Genomic DNA, 16,003 nt, shown 5'->3' with positions numbered 1-16,003 from the left:
AGAAGGAACAAGAAAGTGAACTACACCAAGCAGACCATCGAAGACCTGGCGATCCTCGACCAGCTCAACAACGACTACGTCCACTCCGACCAGTTCAACGATGTCCAGCGCTTCAGCGAGCTGCTCGCCGAGGACTTCGTCGTGCAGACCCCGGGCGTCACGCGCAACCGTGCCGAGTTCCTCGAATACATCGCCGAGCCGCGACCCTTCAAGGACCTTGTCGTGCACGACGTCAAGATCCGCATCCTCAGTGACGTCGCCCTGGTCCACGGCCGCGCCACATACACCATGCTCGCCGACGGAGCGCCTCAGGAAGCGCTGTACACGGACACGTACCAGAAGCGTGAGGGTGGCTGGGTCTGCGTCTCGGCCTGCGCGATCGCTCCGGGCACCTGACGCGGTCGAGGCTGCCGGTCGCGAGGCAAACCGCCCACAGGTAGGGACCATGCCCACGGGCCAGTCATCACAAGGCAATGGGCCGAGACGGTTGGCGGCCGGTCAAGGCATCGCCATCAGCTCCGCCACCCGCGGGCTACTGCACAACAGCACGCTCACCGACCGGGCACCGATCTTCAGCGCCATCTACCTCCTCTGCTACAGCGGAGCCGCCTTCCCCAGCCTCGTCTCCGGCCAGCTCTCGAACGCGATCTCGCTGCCGCGGATCACCCTCGGATACGCCGTACTCGCGATCGTCGCAACCCTCTTCACCGTCCTCGCTGCACGCGGCCCACGCACCGGCATGAGGGAACATCCAGCGCAGCGAGTGATCACGACGAACCTCGCCGGCACCCGACCTCGTCCGACAGTGGCCAAGGGCTTCGCCCGTTTGGCCGAACTCACCGATCGGGTCCCTCAACAGAAGGTGTGACCATGACGTTCGATTTCGGAGCCGAGGCCTCCGCCCGTCAAGAGAACAACGCTGCGCTCATCGCCGCTTTGGACGAGGCCATTCTTGGCGAGGCGGAGTCCAGTTGGGTGCTCGATGTCGTCCACGACGCGGAGCACGGTCGCTGGATCGCCGCTCTCGGTGATGACGGGATCGCCGAGCTCTCGTACCGCTTCGTAGGCGGCCGCGTCGTGCTGTTGACGACCTGGGTCGACCCCGCCTACCGCAAGAATCGGGTGGCCACCGAGCTCATCTCTCGCGTGCTGGACGAAATCCGCGAGAGCGGGAAGAAGATCACCATCATTTGCCCGGTGGTGGGTGAGTTCATCGACCGCAACCCCGAGTACGCCGGCCTCATCGATACGGTCCATCCCGGCGCCGGCGCCTTCCCCCAGCACGAGCCCGCGGAAGGCCGCCACGACGATGAGCTCACCGCAATCGAGCACGACTTGACGTAACTCTCCGGTGTCAGGCACCTGCCGCACTCCGGCAGACCACAATTCGTGATCCTGACTCGTACACCCGGCTTCAAGCTGACGGAACAGCTCCCGAGGAGTCCCGGTACCGCGTCACACGGGGTTTCGTCGCGGTCTCTGTGGCGGCCCGCACTTCCCCGTGACGGGCGAAGGCAGGCCAGCTGGGCACGCACTCCAGAGAGGACGCTTTCGTCCACTATTTTCTGGGCCGCAACCGCCACACATGGATTTCTTGGGCGTAGAAGCCGGATGCGTGGCCTCGAATGAGAGGACTATTTGGTCCCAGAAGAGGGCCGATCTGCGGTACGTTTGGGGAAGGCGGTTCCCTGCGACAGTCGCACAGCGGAGCCTCAAAGGACCTCCAGGGCGGTAAGCGCCATGCATGGAGGCGTCGACTTCGCCAGCGCTCGGCCCGATCCGGCTGCGCAAAGAGGGGGTCGGGGCCAGAGCCGGTCAGTCGAGGCACTGAGACGTTCCCGCCGTCAGCTGGGCCGGTGCGCCCGGCTGATTCCGGAACCCCCCGTCGAGGCTGCGCACACAGCCGGTAACCCCTCACCGCCCACAAACGATCAGCTGGGAAAGGTTCGATATGCCGGGCTCCGAACTCTATGAGCAATTCATGGCGCTGCACACCCGCGACGGCGGCCTCGTCATGCCGAACGCGTGGGACGGCCTCTCGGCGCTGATGCTGGCCGATGCCGGCTTCGAGGCGATCGCGACCTCGTCTGCGGCACTCGCCACCACACTCGGCCGGTCCGACGGGCGTCACGAAGTCACCTGTGATGAGCACCTCGAGCATGCGCGGTTGCTCGGCCGCCTCACCGGGCTGCCTGTCAACGGGGACTTCGAGGACGGCTATGGGGACACACCCGAAGACGTCGCCGCGACCGTGGAAGCCGCCGTCGAGTCCGGCCTGGCCGGTATCGGGATCGAAGACACCTCGGGCAATCCCGATCAACCGATCCGCGACTTCGACGAGGCGGTCCACCGCGTGCGCAGCGCCGTCGTGGCGGCCAAGGGCCGCATCGTCGTCACGGGCCGCACCGACAACTTCATCCAGGGACGGCCGGATCTCGACGACACCATCCGGCGTCTGACGGCCTTCGCGGAGGCCGGCGCGGATGTGCTCTACGCCCCTTACCCTCCCGACTTCGACGCACTCGTCGCGATCGTCACCGCCGTCGCGCCGACACCGGTGAACGTCCTCATCTCACCTGCGGACAAGGTGCTCACCGTCGCCGAACTGCAGAAGGCCGGGGTCAAGCGCATCAGCGTGGGGCCGGCGCTCTACACCCACGCAATGGAGGCACTCGACCAGGCCATCAAGGCTCTCGTCGCGGGTGACCTCACCACCGCGACGACGGGGATCGACTTCGGGCGCATCAGCGAGCTACTTGCCCGCGGAACGAACTAGCCCAGGCCCTGCGAATCAGTGCTCGCCACCCACTCATCGCGAGAAAAGGCACATCCATATGAATCTCGATAAGCTCATGAACAAGCATCTCACCAGGTATTTCGATCCCGGCAAGACCATTCCGGGGGAAACCCTTCAGCAGCTGCTGCGGTTCCTGCGCTCCGTGCCGACATCGGTGAACGTACAAGCCAGCCACTTCTACGTCCTCGCCACGCCCGAAGGCAAGGCGCGGCTCGCCGACAATCTGGGCGAACGATTCCGGGACAACGCCGAGAAGATCCTCAACGCGTCGCACACCATCATCCTCACCACCCGGGCAGATCTGCCCGACGCCCACCTCGAGGCGGTGTTCGCAAAGGAGAGGGCCGACGGCCGGTTCCCTGATCCGTCCAAGCAGGAGTTGTGGGAATCCATGACCCGGGATTTCCTCAACCTTCGCACCTATGGCTACAAGGACCTGAACCACTGGATGGAGAAGCAGACCTACATGGCGGTGGGCCTGACCATGATGGCGGCCGCCGAGCTCGGTGTCGAGGCCACGCCGCTGGAGGGGTTCGACCCGACCAGTGTCGACAAGGCCTTCAAGATCCGCGAGAGCGGACACACCACGACGGTGCTGCTGGCGCTCGGTTACCCCGACCCGGAGAGGGTGTACAACACCCCGATCTCGCGCTTCGACACAGACCAGCTGTTCACCTTCGTCTAATACGCAACCACCCGGAAACCAAGATCCACCACAGCTACCAGGAAGGGCCATTTCCATGAAAGCCATTGTGGTCACCGACCCGGCCGCCGGAACGGCCGGAATGACGCTGACTGAGCGACCCGAGCCGCTCGCAGCGATCAACGACGTCATCGTTCAGATCCATGCATCGGGCTTCGTCCCCACAGAGATGGAGTGGCCGTCCACCTGGGCCGATCGCGCCGGCCGTGACAAGACTCCGTCGATCCCCGGCCACGAGCTGGCCGGAGTGGTCACCGCTCTCGGCTACGGCACGACGGGGCTCTCGGTCGGGCAGCGGGTCTTCGGCCTCGCCGACTGGCACCGCGACGGCACCCTCGCGGAGTACGTGGCGATCGAAGCACGCAACCTCGCACCGCTGCCAGGCGACGTCGACTTCACGGTGGGCGCGTCCCTGCCGATCTCGGGTCTGACCGCGTGGCAGGGCCTGTTCCAGCACGGCCGTCTCCAGGCCGGCCAGACTGTCCTCGCACATGGCGCAGCCGGGGCAGTCGGGACGATGGTGGCCCAGCTCGCGCGCGAAGCCGGCGCTTACGTCATCGGCACCGGACGCGCCGCCGACCGCGAGAAGGCGCTCGACTTCGGGGCGCACGAGTTCGTCGACCTCGAGAACGACACGCTGAAGGACGTCGGCGGCGTGGACCTGGTCTTCGACGTCATCGGTGGCGACGTTCAGAAGCAGTCCGCGGCCCTGATCAAGGCCGGAGGAACACTGGTGTCCATTGTCGGCCCGGTCGAAGCACGGCCCGCTGACGGCCTGGCCGTGGACTTCGTCGTCGAAGCCGATCGCCCCGGACTCGGTGAGATCGTGCAGCGGGTGCGGGACGGACGGCTGCGGACCAACATCGGTGACGTCGCGAGCCTCGACGATGCCATCGGCGCCCTCAACCCGACCACGCGACGCCTCGGGAAGACAGTCATCCGCGTCCTCCCTTAGCCAGTGGACGGCCACCGTCCGAGCGGCAGGTCATGGTCCTGGTCCACTCCACGGCCGTCGGCCGCCGACCGACGCAGGGACCCGGACCGACGCACGCCGGGCACTCGACGCGACAGAGGAGTCAATCACCTTGGACGGACAGGAACTGCAGAAGATCGCGCGCGACTGCACCGCGGAACTGCCCGGCACCGACGAGGAGCATCGTTCGGGCCCCGACTGGGAGCTCCACAAGGTGGGCGGCAAGGTCTTCATGCTCATGACCGACATGCCCGGACGCCCCGTCCTGATCCTCAAAGCCGATCCGGACGACGCCACAGCCCTCCGCGAGCAGTACGCGGGCATCACCGCCGGCTACCACATGAACAAGAGGCACTGGATCACGGTCGCAGGCGGAGACACCATCGACGACAAGCTGGTGAAGGAACTCGTGACCGACTCCTACCGTCTCGTGGTCGGAGGGCTTCCCAAGTCCAAGCAACCCGTGGATCCACACACCTACGACCGCCACACCTGACCCTCGACATGCCCATCCTGCGGCGCAGCGTCGCAGCAGTCATCTGGAGCCCCCTATGCGCGTTTTCGTCACTGGCGCCAACGGCAGCATCGGCTCGGTTGTCGTTCCCGAACTCATCGCCGCTGGTCACGAGGTCCTCGGCCTCGTACGCTCCGATGCCGGGGCCGCGGCCGTCACCGCCGCCGGCGGGACGCCGCTCCGCGGCGACCTCACCGACCTCGACAGCCTCCTCGCCGGCACAGCGCAGGCCGATGGTGTCATCAACCTGGCCTTCAGCAACGACTGGAACAACCTGGAACAGGGCATCGACGAGGAATCGCGCGCCGTGCAGACCCTCGCGGCCGCACTCGAAGGCAGTGGCAAGCCGTTCGTGCATGCCGGCCTCACGCCGATGATGCCAGGCCACACCTCCACCGAAGACGACCCCGACACCACCAACGGTCCGGTCGGTGGCCGCGGCCGCACTTCCGACGTGGTGCTGAACCTGGCCGGCCAGGGCATCCGGTCCTCTGTCGTGCGGCTGCCGCGCTCCGTGCATCAACGCCGGTCGACATACGGCTTCTGCTCTGTGCTCATCGCCGCCGCGCAGAAAACGGGCGTGTCAGCGTACGTCGGCGACGGCACACAGCGATGGCCGGCGGTCAACCGACGTGACGCCGCATCGCTGTTCCGCATCGCACTCGAGGACGCTGAACCGGGCACGGTCCTGCACGCGGTAAGCGACGAGGGCGACACCATGAGGTCGCTGGCCGAAGCTATCGGCCGCGTTCTCGGGGTGCCGGTCGAGTCGGCGCCGCCTGAGCGCTTCGGCGTCATCGGTCGCGTGTTCGCCCTTGACATGCCGTCGTCGAGTGCGCTGACCCGGGAACGGATCGGCTGGCAGCCCACCCACCCACACCTGCTCGACGACCTCGCTGCCGGCGACTATCCCGCCCTGGGCTGAATCCCTGGGGATGCCGCCGGGACCGGACAGGGGTCTGCTGCCGGTAAGCAGGCGAGGTGGACCTCTACGTGAGCTTCGCCCTGCCCGATCCCCGGCCGGCTGCGCTGTTCCGGCAGGTGATCCGAGCTCGTCCGGCGCGGTGGTGATTCCCTGGCGCCGCACGGCGCGACCCCGTCCGCTGTCGAAGCGGACGGGGTACCGTTCTTGCCTCTTCAGGCTGCCTCTGCGAGTCAGGCCGGTACTGCGGAGTCGTCGGACCGTGCGCCGGGCAGACGCAGCCGGGCGGCGATGAGGGCGGCATCGACATCGCTTGATTCCAGTCGCCACACACAGCGTGCAGGCCACGTCTTCAACTGGCGCCGGAGCAGAACAGCGGGGTGAGCCATCAGCACGAGTCTGTCCTCCCAAGCAGTATCGCCGATGTACATCGACGCGTAGTACCGCTGGCGAGCTTCCTTGACGTTCTCCGGGAAGGCGTCCACCAGGCCGAATTCGGTGATCGAGATGTCGAGTTTTTCAATCGCCGTGTGCAATCGATCTGGGGGTTCGCCGCGGTCCCAGTCTCGGGAGCAGTGCGGCCTCGCGCCGATGGTCGGCGGCCCCCTACTCTCGCCCGTCGGCGGAAGGGAGCTGGAAGTCGAAGACGACGCAACCCACCTGTCCGTCATCGGTGCGGCCGATCCAGACGGGGTAGGCTCCGTCGCCCCGGCCGGCGCGGAAGGCGATGAGGTTCGGCTCGGGCTCCGTGCTGGGCAGTTCGACGGTGAAATGGCTGTGGAGAGTATGAACAGGTCCTCGTCCAGCTGGTCTTCGATCACCGTCCGAGTCGCATCCATGAAGGCCGCGGTGCCGGTATCCACGCCAACCCCGTAGAACTGGCCCTCGCCGAGCAGCGCGCTGGGTATTACCCGCACCGGCGCTTTCGTGGGCTGCCGCGCCGTGCTGTCGGGGGTGCCGCATAGGCTGAGCCGCATGGGAATCGACAACAGCACGGCCGACGACTACGACCGTCGCGCCGGCGATGCTCTGATCAGCATGTACAAGCTGGCGAAGTCCGGCGGCGGGTACAGCGGGGACGCCGTGACGGCTCCGTACGCGGACCTGCTGGACGCGGCGGAGGCCACCTTCCGCGAAGGCATGAACACCTCCGACCCGGAGAAGATCGTGGAGGGCTGGAACCAACTGACCATGGTCGCGGGCCAGATCGCCCACGCCAACGCCCGGGTGGGAACGGTCCTGCTGGCGACGGCCGTCAACCACCTCCAGGAATCCCCGGAAAACGTCGTCGCGCAAGTACTGACCGAGGTCGACAAGCACAGCTCCTGAAAAACCCCCGCCCCCGAGCGCGCATCTCGTGCGCCCCGGGTACCGGCACTGCACGATCACCGGCATCGGCTTGCTGCCCCGCCCGCCACGGCGGTCGGCCGACTCTCCGCTGCCCGTGGCGTCACTCTTGGTCCCCGCCCATTTGGCGTGCACAGAATGCGGGCAAGTCCTCCTCGGCAAGGGCAGCAGTCTGCGTGACCTGCCGCTCGTCCCAGGACGTGAACAGCGCTGCTCGGGGCGGAAGATGGGCCCCGCTCTCGGGGGCACAGGTTGCCAAGGCTTGGGCACGCAGGCTGCACCTTCCCCCTAAAATTGTCGCCACCAGGTACAGAGGGGGACTGACTACATGGCAGAGGTGGGTGTCGGGGCAGTTCTGGGACTTGTTCCAGCCGACGACGTGGACACGGAAGAACTGGCCGAACTCGCCTTGAACCTTCGCGGGCGACTGCTCGAGCTGGACGTGGCGGATGTCCGATGGCTAAGGGACGGCGTGGTGCCGCTGGGCGCGAAGCCCCTCGACGCCGTCGAAGCCGGTGTCTTGCTGGTGTCGGCCGCGCCCGCGGTGTGGCGTGGCGTGCTGGAATTGGTCCAGGTGTGGCTGAACGGCCGGCCGGTGCGCGGCGTGAAGGTGGATCTGCAGGGCCGCAGCATTGAACTGACCGCGGCTTCGAAGGAGGAGCAGAGGCTACTCGTCGAACAGTTCCTTCGGGCTACCGCAGGCACAGAGGTGGCCGAGGAGTCCACCGGTGAACGCTGACCGTGAGGCGCTTCTGGTGTAGAAGTCGCGGTCGGGTGGCCACCGCGGGCCGACCGTCCGGAATGCGGGCTCGACCTCTCCGCCTTCCTCCTCGCTGAGGGCGACCCCAAGTCTTGAGGAGGAAAGGTCAGGTCCGACCGCGACTTCATCTTCTACAAGAACCTCCGCAGCGCTGACAACGCCCTCGTACACCAGGGGCCGAACGACGTCGGCAACCTCACCGGGAGCGATGGCGAAGTCATCAGCGTGGACCTCAGCCGCGTCGAGTCCTCTGTCGACCGCATCTCATTCGCAGTGTCCGTACACGCGTTGTCCGGGATTCCTACATCCGGGTCGTCGACCGCTCCCGCAACCTCGAAATCGTTAGATACGCCCTGGGCGATGACGCGCGCACCGAAACCTCACTTCTCTTCGGCCAGCTCCGGCGCACCGAAGAGGGATGGACGTTCCTCACCATCGGAATGGGCTACGCATCGGGACTGTCAGGCATTGCTGCAGACCACGGCGTGGTGAACGCGGGCGCCTGGACGAGACGCCACGTTCCCTGACGGGGGATCACCGGCCTGATCCACGCCGGCCGTGCACCTCGCACTTGCCAGAAACAGCCGGGTACCGCGAGTCAGTCCAGCAGGTGTTCACGATGCGGGCCTTCCGGCGCGATGACGACGCTGCGGTCCTCAGGGTAGGGGCGGTGGTCCGGCGGCGTCCGGCTGCTCGCGGGACAGGAGGATCTATAGGGCGCTGCAGCAGTACACAAGCAGACAGAACCCGTCGGCTGAGCAGCGCCGAGAACGCGGCAGCAACGTCATTCCCCGCCCGTCCCTGACGGCACGCTCATAGACTGACCCCTCAGTAGATCGGAGAGACGCGGATGCAGAACCGGCCGGTGCGGAACGTCAAGGCCGACGGGGACGGGCGGACCGTCGAGCTCGACACGGCTTCCCCGGAGGATCGACGACGCCTGATCGACGCGTTCGTCCACGCGCTCCCGACCGCGGAGGATCCCGACGATGCCAGGTGAGCGCCATGCCCTGCTCATCGCGACCGGCACCTACGACAGTGCCACTCTGGGGGCGTTGCGCTCGCCCGAGCAGGACGTGACCGCGCTAGCGACGGTGCTACGTGACCCGGGCATCGGCGACTTCGACGCCGACATACTCGTCGACCAGCCTTCGCACCGCCTGGCCCGCGCTCTGGAGCGCTTCTTCCTCGGTCGCGGCAGCGACGACACGCTGCTGCTCCATCTGTCGTGCCACGGGATCAAGGACGATGACGGCCGGCTCTACTTCGCCGCGAGCGACACCGAAAAAGATCTTCCCGCCTCCACAGCGATCCCTGCCGCCTTCCTGCGAGACCGGATGGAACGGTGCCGGGCGCGCAGCATCGTCGTCCTGCTCGACTGCTGCTACAGCGGGGCGTTCATGGCCTCGGCCAAGGGCGACGGCATCCTCCATCTGAAGGACGAACTGGCCGGACACGGGCGCGTCGTGCTCACGGCCACCAACCGTACCGAATACGCCTGGGAAGGCGAGCAGGTCACGGCGCGGGCCCCGCAGCTGTCGTACTTCACCGACGCCTTGGTGGAAGGGCTGCGCAGCGGAGCCGCCGACCTCGGCGGAGACGGTCTGATCACTGTGAACGAGTTGTACGAGTACGTGTACGAGTCCGTGCGCCGTCGCGGGGCCAGGCAGACACCGCACATGTGGGCCGACCTGCAGTACCAGGTCGTCATCGCGCGCACGCCGGCTGCCGCCGACAGCCCGGTTCTGGTGGCACCGGCCCGTCTGGCGCGCGTCCGGCGCGGCCGGGACGCACTGGTCCGGCTGGATGTCACCTTGAAGGAAGCGGTTTTCGGCGCGGTCAAGGACATCGAGGTCGACACGGCGATCCGTTGCGACGAGTGCGCAGGCAAGGGCGGCCGTCCCGGCACTCCCGAGGTCCTCTGCGACAGCTGCGGCGGCCAGGGAGGGGAGTCGACTGAAGACCTGTGCCCCCACTGCGAGGGATGCGGCACGGTCTTTCTCGATCCCTGCCCACGCTGCCGCGGCGCAGCGCGAGTGACCGCGCGGCGAACGCTCACCATGAAGGTGCCGGCGGGCGTATTCAACGGCGCGCGCATCCGGCTGGGAGGAGAGGGCGAGAGCGGCCCTGGCGGGGGGCCGCGGGGCGACCTCTATGTGGAGATCACCGAACTGCCCCACGAGGGTATGGGCCGCCGCGGTGACGCCGACCTCCATTGCTACGAGAGTGTGGACCTTAGCGTCCTGAAGAAGGGCGGGACGATCGAAGTGGCGACTCTTGACGGGCCGAAAACCGTACGCGTCTCCCGTGGCTTGAAGTCCGGTACGGTCTTGCGGCTCCAGGGGCTGGGCGCCACACGCCTGGACGGAGGCGGTCGAGGGGATTTTCTGATCACTGTGTTGGGGCGGAGCTGACTACACGATCCGATCGGCAGTCCCTCCGAAGCCCCTCGTGACTGCCAGCCTTAGACAGCCGGAGAGATGACGTGGGGAATTCATGGCGTCAGAGGCACGACGGTGGACGGTAGCTACCCTCGCCGCAAGACCACTGGCGGGAAGCCTGTTCATCCCACAGGCCTCGGCCTCAGGCGCCGAGAGGATCCCGCTGCCGGAGGCGATTGTGCATTTGCTGGTCATCGGCAAGGACCGCCTGGGCTACCAGCGCACCGCATTCCGCCACTGGATCGACGCCGACCGTGACAGCTGCTCGACCAGGGTTATCTGCACACCTGCACTGGGATGAAGCACGAAGACCCTGGTGTGCGGGGATCGTAGCGCGTCGACACCACGCGAGGCACGTGAGGCACAAGGGGCCGTGCTTCCAACATGACGTCAGCAGCTCGTCACACCGACGACGGTGGCCGAAGGGCACGTCAACCGGATCAAGATGCTCAAGCGCCAGATGTTCTGCCGCGTCGGCTTCGACCTTCTGCGAAAACGAGTCCTACTTGCTGAGTGACTCCTCAGCCTCCGCGCGGAGATCGTGAATCGGAAACGTCGTGGGTGAGGGATGTTCCTTGCACGTTCCTCCCTCTCGGTGCAGTTCTTCGGGTCGCAGCGCCCAGGCGATGGCCTCGCCCGGACCGCAAAATGAAGGATCGAGGTGGAACGTGGTCCGGGTCCCGAAGGGTTTCGGCGCTACGAACTCTCCCCTGGGTCCGCTCAGGTCCATCCCTGCGAGCTCCTGGCGATAGCCGTGGCCATCCAGCCACACCTCGATGACCGTGCGGACGCTGAGTGCGGCAGCTGCGGAGGGAGCCCAACGCTGCATGTCGAACATGTCGAGCAGGGAACCGAAGAATTCCGGAAGAAGCCTCTCCCGTTCATCGGCACTGGGGCGCTGATCGCTCTCCACGGTGAAGCTGAGATCAGATCCGATCTGGACACTGATCTGTCCATGCCTGCCGTCGCGACGGTGCAGCGCGTCCCAGACCACCGCCCGCAGGACCTCGGTGGGAAGTTCGGGGCTGCCCTGATCGACCAGGAAATACCTCGCTGGGCGTCGCCGCACGTGCTCCACGAAGTCGACCACCCGAAGCGGCTCGACGGTGAACCTCTCCACTCGCCCTCCCCCTCTCTGTACTTTTCAGCCAGCCACAGCCGATCATGACATCCACCACCGGCAAGCACCACGCTCCCCGCTCGTCCAGTACCCGTGACGGATTGTCACCGATCACGGAGCCAGAACCCGTTCTCGTGAACAAAGCCACTTCGACTCGACTCGAAGGTCAAGCGCAATCGCGGTGCGTAATCGCTCGGTGTCACGCCGTCCTCTGGTCCTGGCATTACCCGAGCAGAGTGGACCAGGCGGGCCCTTGATCGAGGGCTCCGCCTGGTTCTCAGGTCATCACGGGACCACCCTCATGGCCTTGCGCAGGGCAAGCCGGAGCGACGCAATCGTTTCGTCTGCTTCTTGGCGTTCTCGGGCAAGTCCTTCGGCGCGGGTGCGCACTTCGGTGAGGTCTCTGGTCAAGGCCTGATTTTGCAGTTCCAGGTCTCGGATGCGTCCTTTGAGATCAGCTTGGGCCACGTTGTCGATCTCGGCGCCCAAGGCGAGCTGAACGCGGCGCATCAAAGTGTCACGCTCGTGTTTGAGACCGTGAATCTCCTCGCGGGCGAGGGCGAGATCGGTTTGCAGGCTCGCTGCTGTGACTCGCTGAGGCGGTGGAAGTGCAGCCGTCTTCATCCCGTGGTGAGCCTGGTCGTTTATTGCCTCCCGGATCATGGTCTTCACTGCGGGACTGTTGTAGACGAACCAGGTGGACACCTCCGCTTCGCGTGCCACGCGGGCGAAGGAGACGCGCTGCCCGGTGCTGAGGAGGGCACTGACGGTGGCTTGCGCACGTGCCGTCTTGGAGGTGCTGTCTGCTTGCCGGGCCTTGCGCAGACGCGCGACGCGAGCGTCCCGGGACGCTTCAGTGGTTCTCACGTGCGCTCCGGTTTGTGAGTGCGTCCAGGGGGACGAAGGCTGCAGCCGACCGTGCCTTCCGGAGCTCTCGTGCCGCTTCCTCAACCGCCTGGCGTTCTTGCTCAGGCAGTCCTTCCAGCGTGTGTCGCATCTGGCTGAGGGACTTGTTGTAGCCGGCGATCTGGTCGTCGAAGTTGCGGATGACCCAGCTGGCAGCGCCCATCGCCTGGGCTGCCTCCTTGTCGGCCCGCAGCTCGGTGATCTGTTGTTCCATCGCTGGCAGATAGGAGGGATCAGGGCGGTAAAAGTCGCAGCCGGCGCACTGGAAGCGAATGCGGCAGTGCTGTCCGCCCGCCTTGACGTTGCTGGGTTCGGTGCATCCGCCGTAGGGGACAGCGACGGTCTGGCCCTCATACGCCAGTGGGTCGTGGTGTCCGCGGGGGTTGCCGTGCCGGTCGACGGTCAGCCGGGCAACGGTCTCAACGGCCCGGCGTTTCCGTTCCAGCGAAACCTTGTAGTAGCCCATGGTGGTGTCGATCTCGCGATGATCCATAAGCTCCCGCAGGTGGTCTACGGGGACGCCGGCGTCGGCGTGACGCTGTGCGTACGCGTGCCGCAATCCGTACAGGGTGATTTCCGCGCTGTTGTACGGCACGGGGTTGCCTTGATCGTCGTACCCCTCGCTGATCAGGGCCGGGATCCGGTCCATCCAAGTCCGGAAGATCCTGTTAGCGAAGTGGTGTGCTGACATGTGGCCACGGCGGGTGCGGTTCTGGCCGGGGGCAGGAAAGAGCCACTCCTGGGCAAGCGAGCGCACCGGAAGCGCCGACAGCCTTCTCTCCCACGTCTCGATGTCTCGGGCAGTGTCTTCGGTGATGGGCAGTCGGCGCCCGTATCGTCGGCGTTTGAGGTTGTCGTAGATGAGCGTGGGCTTGCCATCGACCCGTTGGACGCATCCGCGCCTGAGTCGGGCGGCTTCTTCCGGGCGCCGCCCGGTGTCGCGCACGATCCGGTAGTACGCGGCATACATTTGGGCGTAGTCGTCAGTTGTCCAGCCCTTGCGGTCGTAGCTGGTGCCGATCAGGTGCAGATGCTGGTCGAGTTGAGCGATCACGAATTCGGGGACCGCGCGTCCGATGTCGTCTTCGGCGTCCTCGACCGGGGCCTGGATCTGGTGGAAGGCCGGCGAGAGGGCGAAAGTGCCGGGGACCTGGTCCATCAGGCCGAGCAGGCGAGCGCGGTCAAGGAATCTACGCCACTGCCCGAGCAGCGTCCGACGGTATTTGTTCCCGTATGGCCTCCCTGTCTTCGGGTTGTGCGCAGCCCTGAATGCATCCACAACGACGCTCATGTCCCCCAACTGGAGCTTGTGTGGGAGCTCCCCGTTCGGTCGGGAGGCAAGTGCGGCTGAGGCGATAGCCGCGGCCTGTACGTCGGCACGCAGGTCTTGCACGGTGGGTCGTACCTGTCGTCCGTACTCCTTGGCCATCTCGCGCAGCCACGGCTGCCTCAGCACCGTGAAGTCGATGGTTCCGAACACCGCGCGGTACTCGCGGCGCCTACCCGCGATCAGCCCGACCAGACCGCAGTCCCAGATGTCGCCCGCAGTCGGGTCGGCGCCCTCGTACTGACTGCGGGCCCAAGCGAGTTGCTCCAACAGGCCCCGGAGCGTCGCCCGGCGCAGCTTGTCCAAGGTCTCGGGGAAACCGGCTGGGAGGTCGAGCAGAGAGCGCAGGTCTGTGGGCAGACGAGGAATAAGGGTTCTGACACGTCCGGGCACGAGGGTGACGTCCAGGTGGTCGCGCTGCTGGAGCGCGAACAGGATCTCGGTGCGGACTGTCGTGGACAGCTGGGTGAGCGTGAACTGGGTCTTTCCGATGCCGTGGTTGACGCCGCCATGCTGATTGCCGTGGCGGGAACCCGGCACGTGTGTGGTCGCGAAGTCTGGAGGGTTGCCCTTGCTGCGGCGGTCGTGGGTGCAGCCAGAGCAGTAACTCTTGAATGACTCCACCCTTGCCGGGCATCTCACGACACGGCAGGGATACGCGGCGGTGAGGGGGTTGTCGATCGAGCCGGTGAAGACATTCGTCTCAGGATTCCACTCTCCTTGCCGCCATTGCGGCTCGAGCCGGGTTGCCAGCCACGACTGCCATTCCGCCTGGCTGGCCTCCGGCTGTCCTCCTGGGACCGTTGCAAGGACCGCGCTCACCTGCCGGCCCCCGCAGCACCCAGCTCGACAGCCGCACGAAGGTCCCCGTCTGCCGCATGCAAATAGACAGCCGTACTGGCCGAGGAGGCATGCCCGAGCAATGTCTGTACAACGTCCAGATCGACGCCAGCACGGATCCAGCGGGTTGCCGCAGTGTGGCGCATCATGTGCGGACGGGCGCGGAACCCGCAGCGGACCCCGATCCGCTCGATAATCTGCTTGGCGTTGGAGTAAGTCATCGGCCTACCCTTATAGGCGCCGATCAAATTTACGAAAACGAAGTCGGAGCCGGCAGCCGCCAGCACCCTGCCACGCTCTGTCTGCTGGTCCCGGTGCCGGTGCACGCACTCCTGGGTCAGTGGCACCACACGTGATCGGCCGCCCTTCGCACGAGCGCCGTTGGCGTTGTCCTTCCGCGGCCGAACATGAAGATGGGCCCCCCTTCGCGAGCATCCCAAGTGCGTGGCGTCGGGCAACAAATGCATGTCCTCCCGACGCAGCCCCAAGGCTTCCCCTATTCGCAGACCACCAGCAAGGAGGATGCTCAGCAGGAACCGATCACGCGCCGTCCTCGCACCACTGACGACTTGCTGCGACTGGTCAGCAGTCAGCGTGGCCGGCGGCTTCTCGATCTCCGGTGACTTCAGGACGCGTGCCCGAACGACCTGATGCTCCCCGCCCTCACCACGCTGGTAACCGGTCGGGGTAAACCGAAGGAAGCGGGGTTCGACCAGCCGGTCAGCGACTTCCGCCGGGACGCGGCCTTCCATGGCGCAGTAGCGCAAGAACTCGCACACCGTGGTGAGGTGCGCGTTCACCGTCTTGCCCTCGGGCAGTCGCTGAGTCCTGCGGATCGGAGTCTGCTCGATGGCGAACTTGTACCGGGCGAGCTCCCCCAACGACACCGTCCGCCAGTCAGTGCCCCTGGCATCGCACCAGTTCAGGTAGCGGCCGACTCGGGGGATGTAGTTGCGTTGTGTGTGGGGTGATCGCCCACGGGCGCGAAGGTGTAGCGAGAAGTCGCGTGCTTCTGGGTGGACCTTGAAGGTCTGGTCGTCGACCAGAACCATGGTCACGGCGCCTGTGCTCGGCGACACAGCCCGCTCCATGCGGAACATCGATACTCCTGGGTTGTTCTTGTGCCTCAGATCATCATCACTGTCAGTGAGGCATAGGGGTTGGGAGCACCTGTGACGCACGTGCCTCAGCCCTTCGGGGGCCATGCAGATAACCCGCGCCGAGATCCTCCTGCAAGAAGCCGTCGACGCCCCCACCGTAAGCCCGCGCTGAAACCGCCAGCCGCAGCTCGAGGACACCGCGACGCCACCGCCGCGGGCCCCATCACCCCACGGCACCACAGCAACCACGGCA

At 66.1% G+C, this 16,003-nt stretch carries 18 protein-coding genes and 1 pseudogene; 13 read left to right on the top strand and 6 right to left on the bottom strand.

The genetic code is table 11. The features are described 5' to 3' along the window. Positions 1-15: 15 nt before the first annotated feature. The 8 genes from ACFYXS_RS05780 to ACFYXS_RS05745 all read left to right on the top strand — a co-directional run bounded on the left by ACFYXS_RS05780 (position 16) and on the right by ACFYXS_RS05745 (position 5,912). A complete protein-coding gene (locus tag ACFYXS_RS05780; protein ID WP_389244257.1) occupies positions 16-396 on the top strand; it encodes a nuclear transport factor 2 family protein in 381 nt (126 codons plus the stop codon). Positions 397-445: 49 nt separating this feature from the next. After that, the gene (locus tag ACFYXS_RS05775; protein ID WP_389244255.1) at positions 446-868 is read left to right on the top strand and encodes a hypothetical protein; all 423 of its coding nucleotides are present in this window, start codon (positions 446-448) and stop codon (positions 866-868) included. Between the two features lie 2 nt (positions 869-870). Further along, entirely contained in the window at positions 871-1,344 is a 474-nt protein-coding gene (locus tag ACFYXS_RS05770; protein ID WP_389244253.1) for a GNAT family N-acetyltransferase, read from the top strand. Between the two features lie 637 nt (positions 1,345-1,981). Continuing rightward, positions 1,982-2,776: an isocitrate lyase/phosphoenolpyruvate mutase family protein gene (locus ACFYXS_RS05765; protein ID WP_389244251.1), complete on the top strand. Its 795-nt coding sequence runs from the start codon at positions 1,982-1,984 to the stop codon at positions 2,774-2,776. A 76-nt stretch (positions 2,777-2,852) separates the two neighbouring features. Continuing rightward, the gene (locus ACFYXS_RS05760; RefSeq protein ID WP_389244249.1) at positions 2,853-3,482 is read left to right on the top strand and encodes a nitroreductase family protein; all 630 of its coding nucleotides are present in this window, start codon (positions 2,853-2,855) and stop codon (positions 3,480-3,482) included. Positions 3,483-3,537: 55 nt separating this feature from the next. Then, positions 3,538-4,455 carry an NADP-dependent oxidoreductase gene (locus tag ACFYXS_RS05755; RefSeq protein ID WP_389244247.1) on the top strand — a complete coding sequence of 306 codons (918 nt, stop codon included), beginning with the start codon at positions 3,538-3,540 and terminating at the stop codon, positions 4,453-4,455. Between the two features lie 130 nt (positions 4,456-4,585). Continuing rightward, entirely contained in the window at positions 4,586-4,969 is a 384-nt protein-coding gene (locus tag ACFYXS_RS05750; protein ID WP_389244244.1) for an MmcQ/YjbR family DNA-binding protein, read from the top strand. A 55-nt stretch (positions 4,970-5,024) separates the two neighbouring features. Further along, complete coding sequence (locus tag ACFYXS_RS05745) at positions 5,025-5,912, top strand: SDR family oxidoreductase (protein ID WP_389244242.1); 888 nt, start codon at positions 5,025-5,027, stop codon at positions 5,910-5,912. Between the two features lie 230 nt (positions 5,913-6,142). Here the strand turns inward: ACFYXS_RS05745 and ACFYXS_RS05740 are convergent, their stop codons facing one another. Then, on the bottom strand, positions 6,143-6,445 hold the full coding sequence (locus ACFYXS_RS05740; protein WP_389244240.1) for a hypothetical protein: 303 nt from the start codon (positions 6,443-6,445) through the stop codon (positions 6,143-6,145). Positions 6,446-6,515: 70 nt separating this feature from the next. Beyond that, on the bottom strand, positions 6,516-6,872 hold the full coding sequence (locus ACFYXS_RS05735) for a DUF4241 domain-containing protein (RefSeq protein WP_389244238.1): 357 nt from the start codon (positions 6,870-6,872) through the stop codon (positions 6,516-6,518). Between the two features lie 12 nt (positions 6,873-6,884). Here ACFYXS_RS05735 and ACFYXS_RS05730 point away from each other — a divergent pair, with 12 nt between their 5' ends. From ACFYXS_RS05730 to ACFYXS_RS05710, 5 genes and pseudogenes are all read left to right on the top strand, one after another. After that, the gene (locus ACFYXS_RS05730) at positions 6,885-7,238 is read left to right on the top strand and encodes a hypothetical protein (protein ID WP_389244236.1); all 354 of its coding nucleotides are present in this window, start codon (positions 6,885-6,887) and stop codon (positions 7,236-7,238) included. Between the two features lie 346 nt (positions 7,239-7,584). Further along, on the top strand, positions 7,585-7,995 hold the full coding sequence (locus tag ACFYXS_RS05725) for a hypothetical protein (protein ID WP_389244234.1): 411 nt from the start codon (positions 7,585-7,587) through the stop codon (positions 7,993-7,995). Positions 7,996-8,127: 132 nt separating this feature from the next. After that, a pseudogene (locus ACFYXS_RS05720) lies at positions 8,128-8,543 on the top strand (TerD family protein); the annotation flags it as partial. A gap of 323 nt (positions 8,544-8,866) precedes the next feature. Further along, positions 8,867-9,016: a hypothetical protein gene (locus ACFYXS_RS05715; RefSeq protein ID WP_389244232.1), complete on the top strand. Its 150-nt coding sequence runs from the start codon at positions 8,867-8,869 to the stop codon at positions 9,014-9,016. Further along, the gene (locus ACFYXS_RS05710) at positions 9,006-10,430 is read left to right on the top strand and encodes a DnaJ C-terminal domain-containing protein (RefSeq protein ID WP_389244231.1); all 1,425 of its coding nucleotides are present in this window, start codon (positions 9,006-9,008) and stop codon (positions 10,428-10,430) included. The genes ACFYXS_RS05715 and ACFYXS_RS05710 overlap by 11 nt, the downstream gene beginning before the upstream one ends. A 529-nt stretch (positions 10,431-10,959) precedes the next feature. Here ACFYXS_RS05710 and ACFYXS_RS05705 read toward each other — a convergent pair. From ACFYXS_RS05705 to ACFYXS_RS05690, 4 genes are all read right to left on the bottom strand, one after another. Continuing rightward, entirely contained in the window at positions 10,960-11,577 is a 618-nt protein-coding gene (locus ACFYXS_RS05705) for a hypothetical protein (RefSeq protein WP_389244229.1), read from the bottom strand. 285 nt (positions 11,578-11,862) lie between these two features. Then, positions 11,863-12,444: a DUF6262 family protein gene (locus ACFYXS_RS05700; protein WP_389244227.1), complete on the bottom strand. Its 582-nt coding sequence runs from the start codon at positions 12,442-12,444 to the stop codon at positions 11,863-11,865. After that, positions 12,431-14,632: a tyrosine-type recombinase/integrase gene (locus tag ACFYXS_RS05695; RefSeq protein ID WP_389244225.1), complete on the bottom strand. Its 2,202-nt coding sequence runs from the start codon at positions 14,630-14,632 to the stop codon at positions 12,431-12,433. Before ACFYXS_RS05695 ends, ACFYXS_RS05700 begins: the two co-directional genes overlap by 14 nt. Further along, the gene (locus ACFYXS_RS05690) at positions 14,629-15,750 is read right to left on the bottom strand and encodes a tyrosine-type recombinase/integrase (RefSeq protein ID WP_389244223.1); all 1,122 of its coding nucleotides are present in this window, start codon (positions 15,748-15,750) and stop codon (positions 14,629-14,631) included. Before ACFYXS_RS05690 ends, ACFYXS_RS05695 begins: the two co-directional genes overlap by 4 nt. Positions 15,751-16,003 lie beyond the last annotated feature (253 nt).

The sequence above is a fragment of the Streptomyces sp. NPDC002574 genome (assembly GCF_042889545.1).
GTDB lineage: Bacteria > Actinomycetota > Actinomycetes > Streptomycetales > Streptomycetaceae > Actinacidiphila.
Note: the sequence above shows the minus strand (reverse complement) of the source record. Positions and strands in the feature narration are given on the sequence as shown.

Coding starts and splice junctions, on each gene's coding strand:
- ACFYXS_RS05775 (WP_389244255.1), top strand. CDS start 446: ATGCCCACGGGCCAGTCATCACAAGGCAATGGGCCGAGACGGTTGGCG.
- ACFYXS_RS05770 (WP_389244253.1), top strand. CDS start 871: ATGACGTTCGATTTCGGAGCCGAGGCCTCCGCCCGTCAAGAGAACAAC.
- ACFYXS_RS05765 (WP_389244251.1), top strand. CDS start 1,982: ATGGCGCTGCACACCCGCGACGGCGGCCTCGTCATGCCGAACGCGTGG.
- ACFYXS_RS05760 (WP_389244249.1), top strand. CDS start 2,853: ATGAACAAGCATCTCACCAGGTATTTCGATCCCGGCAAGACCATTCCG.
- ACFYXS_RS05755 (WP_389244247.1), top strand. CDS start 3,538: ATGAAAGCCATTGTGGTCACCGACCCGGCCGCCGGAACGGCCGGAATG.
- ACFYXS_RS05745 (WP_389244242.1), top strand. CDS start 5,025: ATGCGCGTTTTCGTCACTGGCGCCAACGGCAGCATCGGCTCGGTTGTC.
- ACFYXS_RS05735 (WP_389244238.1), bottom strand. CDS start 6,872: ATGCGGCACCCCCGACAGCACGGCGCGGCAGCCCACGAAAGCGCCGGT.
- ACFYXS_RS05730 (WP_389244236.1), top strand. CDS start 6,885: ATGGGAATCGACAACAGCACGGCCGACGACTACGACCGTCGCGCCGGC.
- ACFYXS_RS05725 (WP_389244234.1), top strand. CDS start 7,585: ATGGCAGAGGTGGGTGTCGGGGCAGTTCTGGGACTTGTTCCAGCCGAC.
- ACFYXS_RS05715 (WP_389244232.1), top strand. CDS start 8,867: ATGCAGAACCGGCCGGTGCGGAACGTCAAGGCCGACGGGGACGGGCGG.
- ACFYXS_RS05710 (WP_389244231.1), top strand. CDS start 9,006: ATGCCAGGTGAGCGCCATGCCCTGCTCATCGCGACCGGCACCTACGAC.
- ACFYXS_RS05690 (WP_389244223.1), bottom strand. CDS start 15,750: ATGTTCCGCATGGAGCGGGCTGTGTCGCCGAGCACAGGCGCCGTGACC.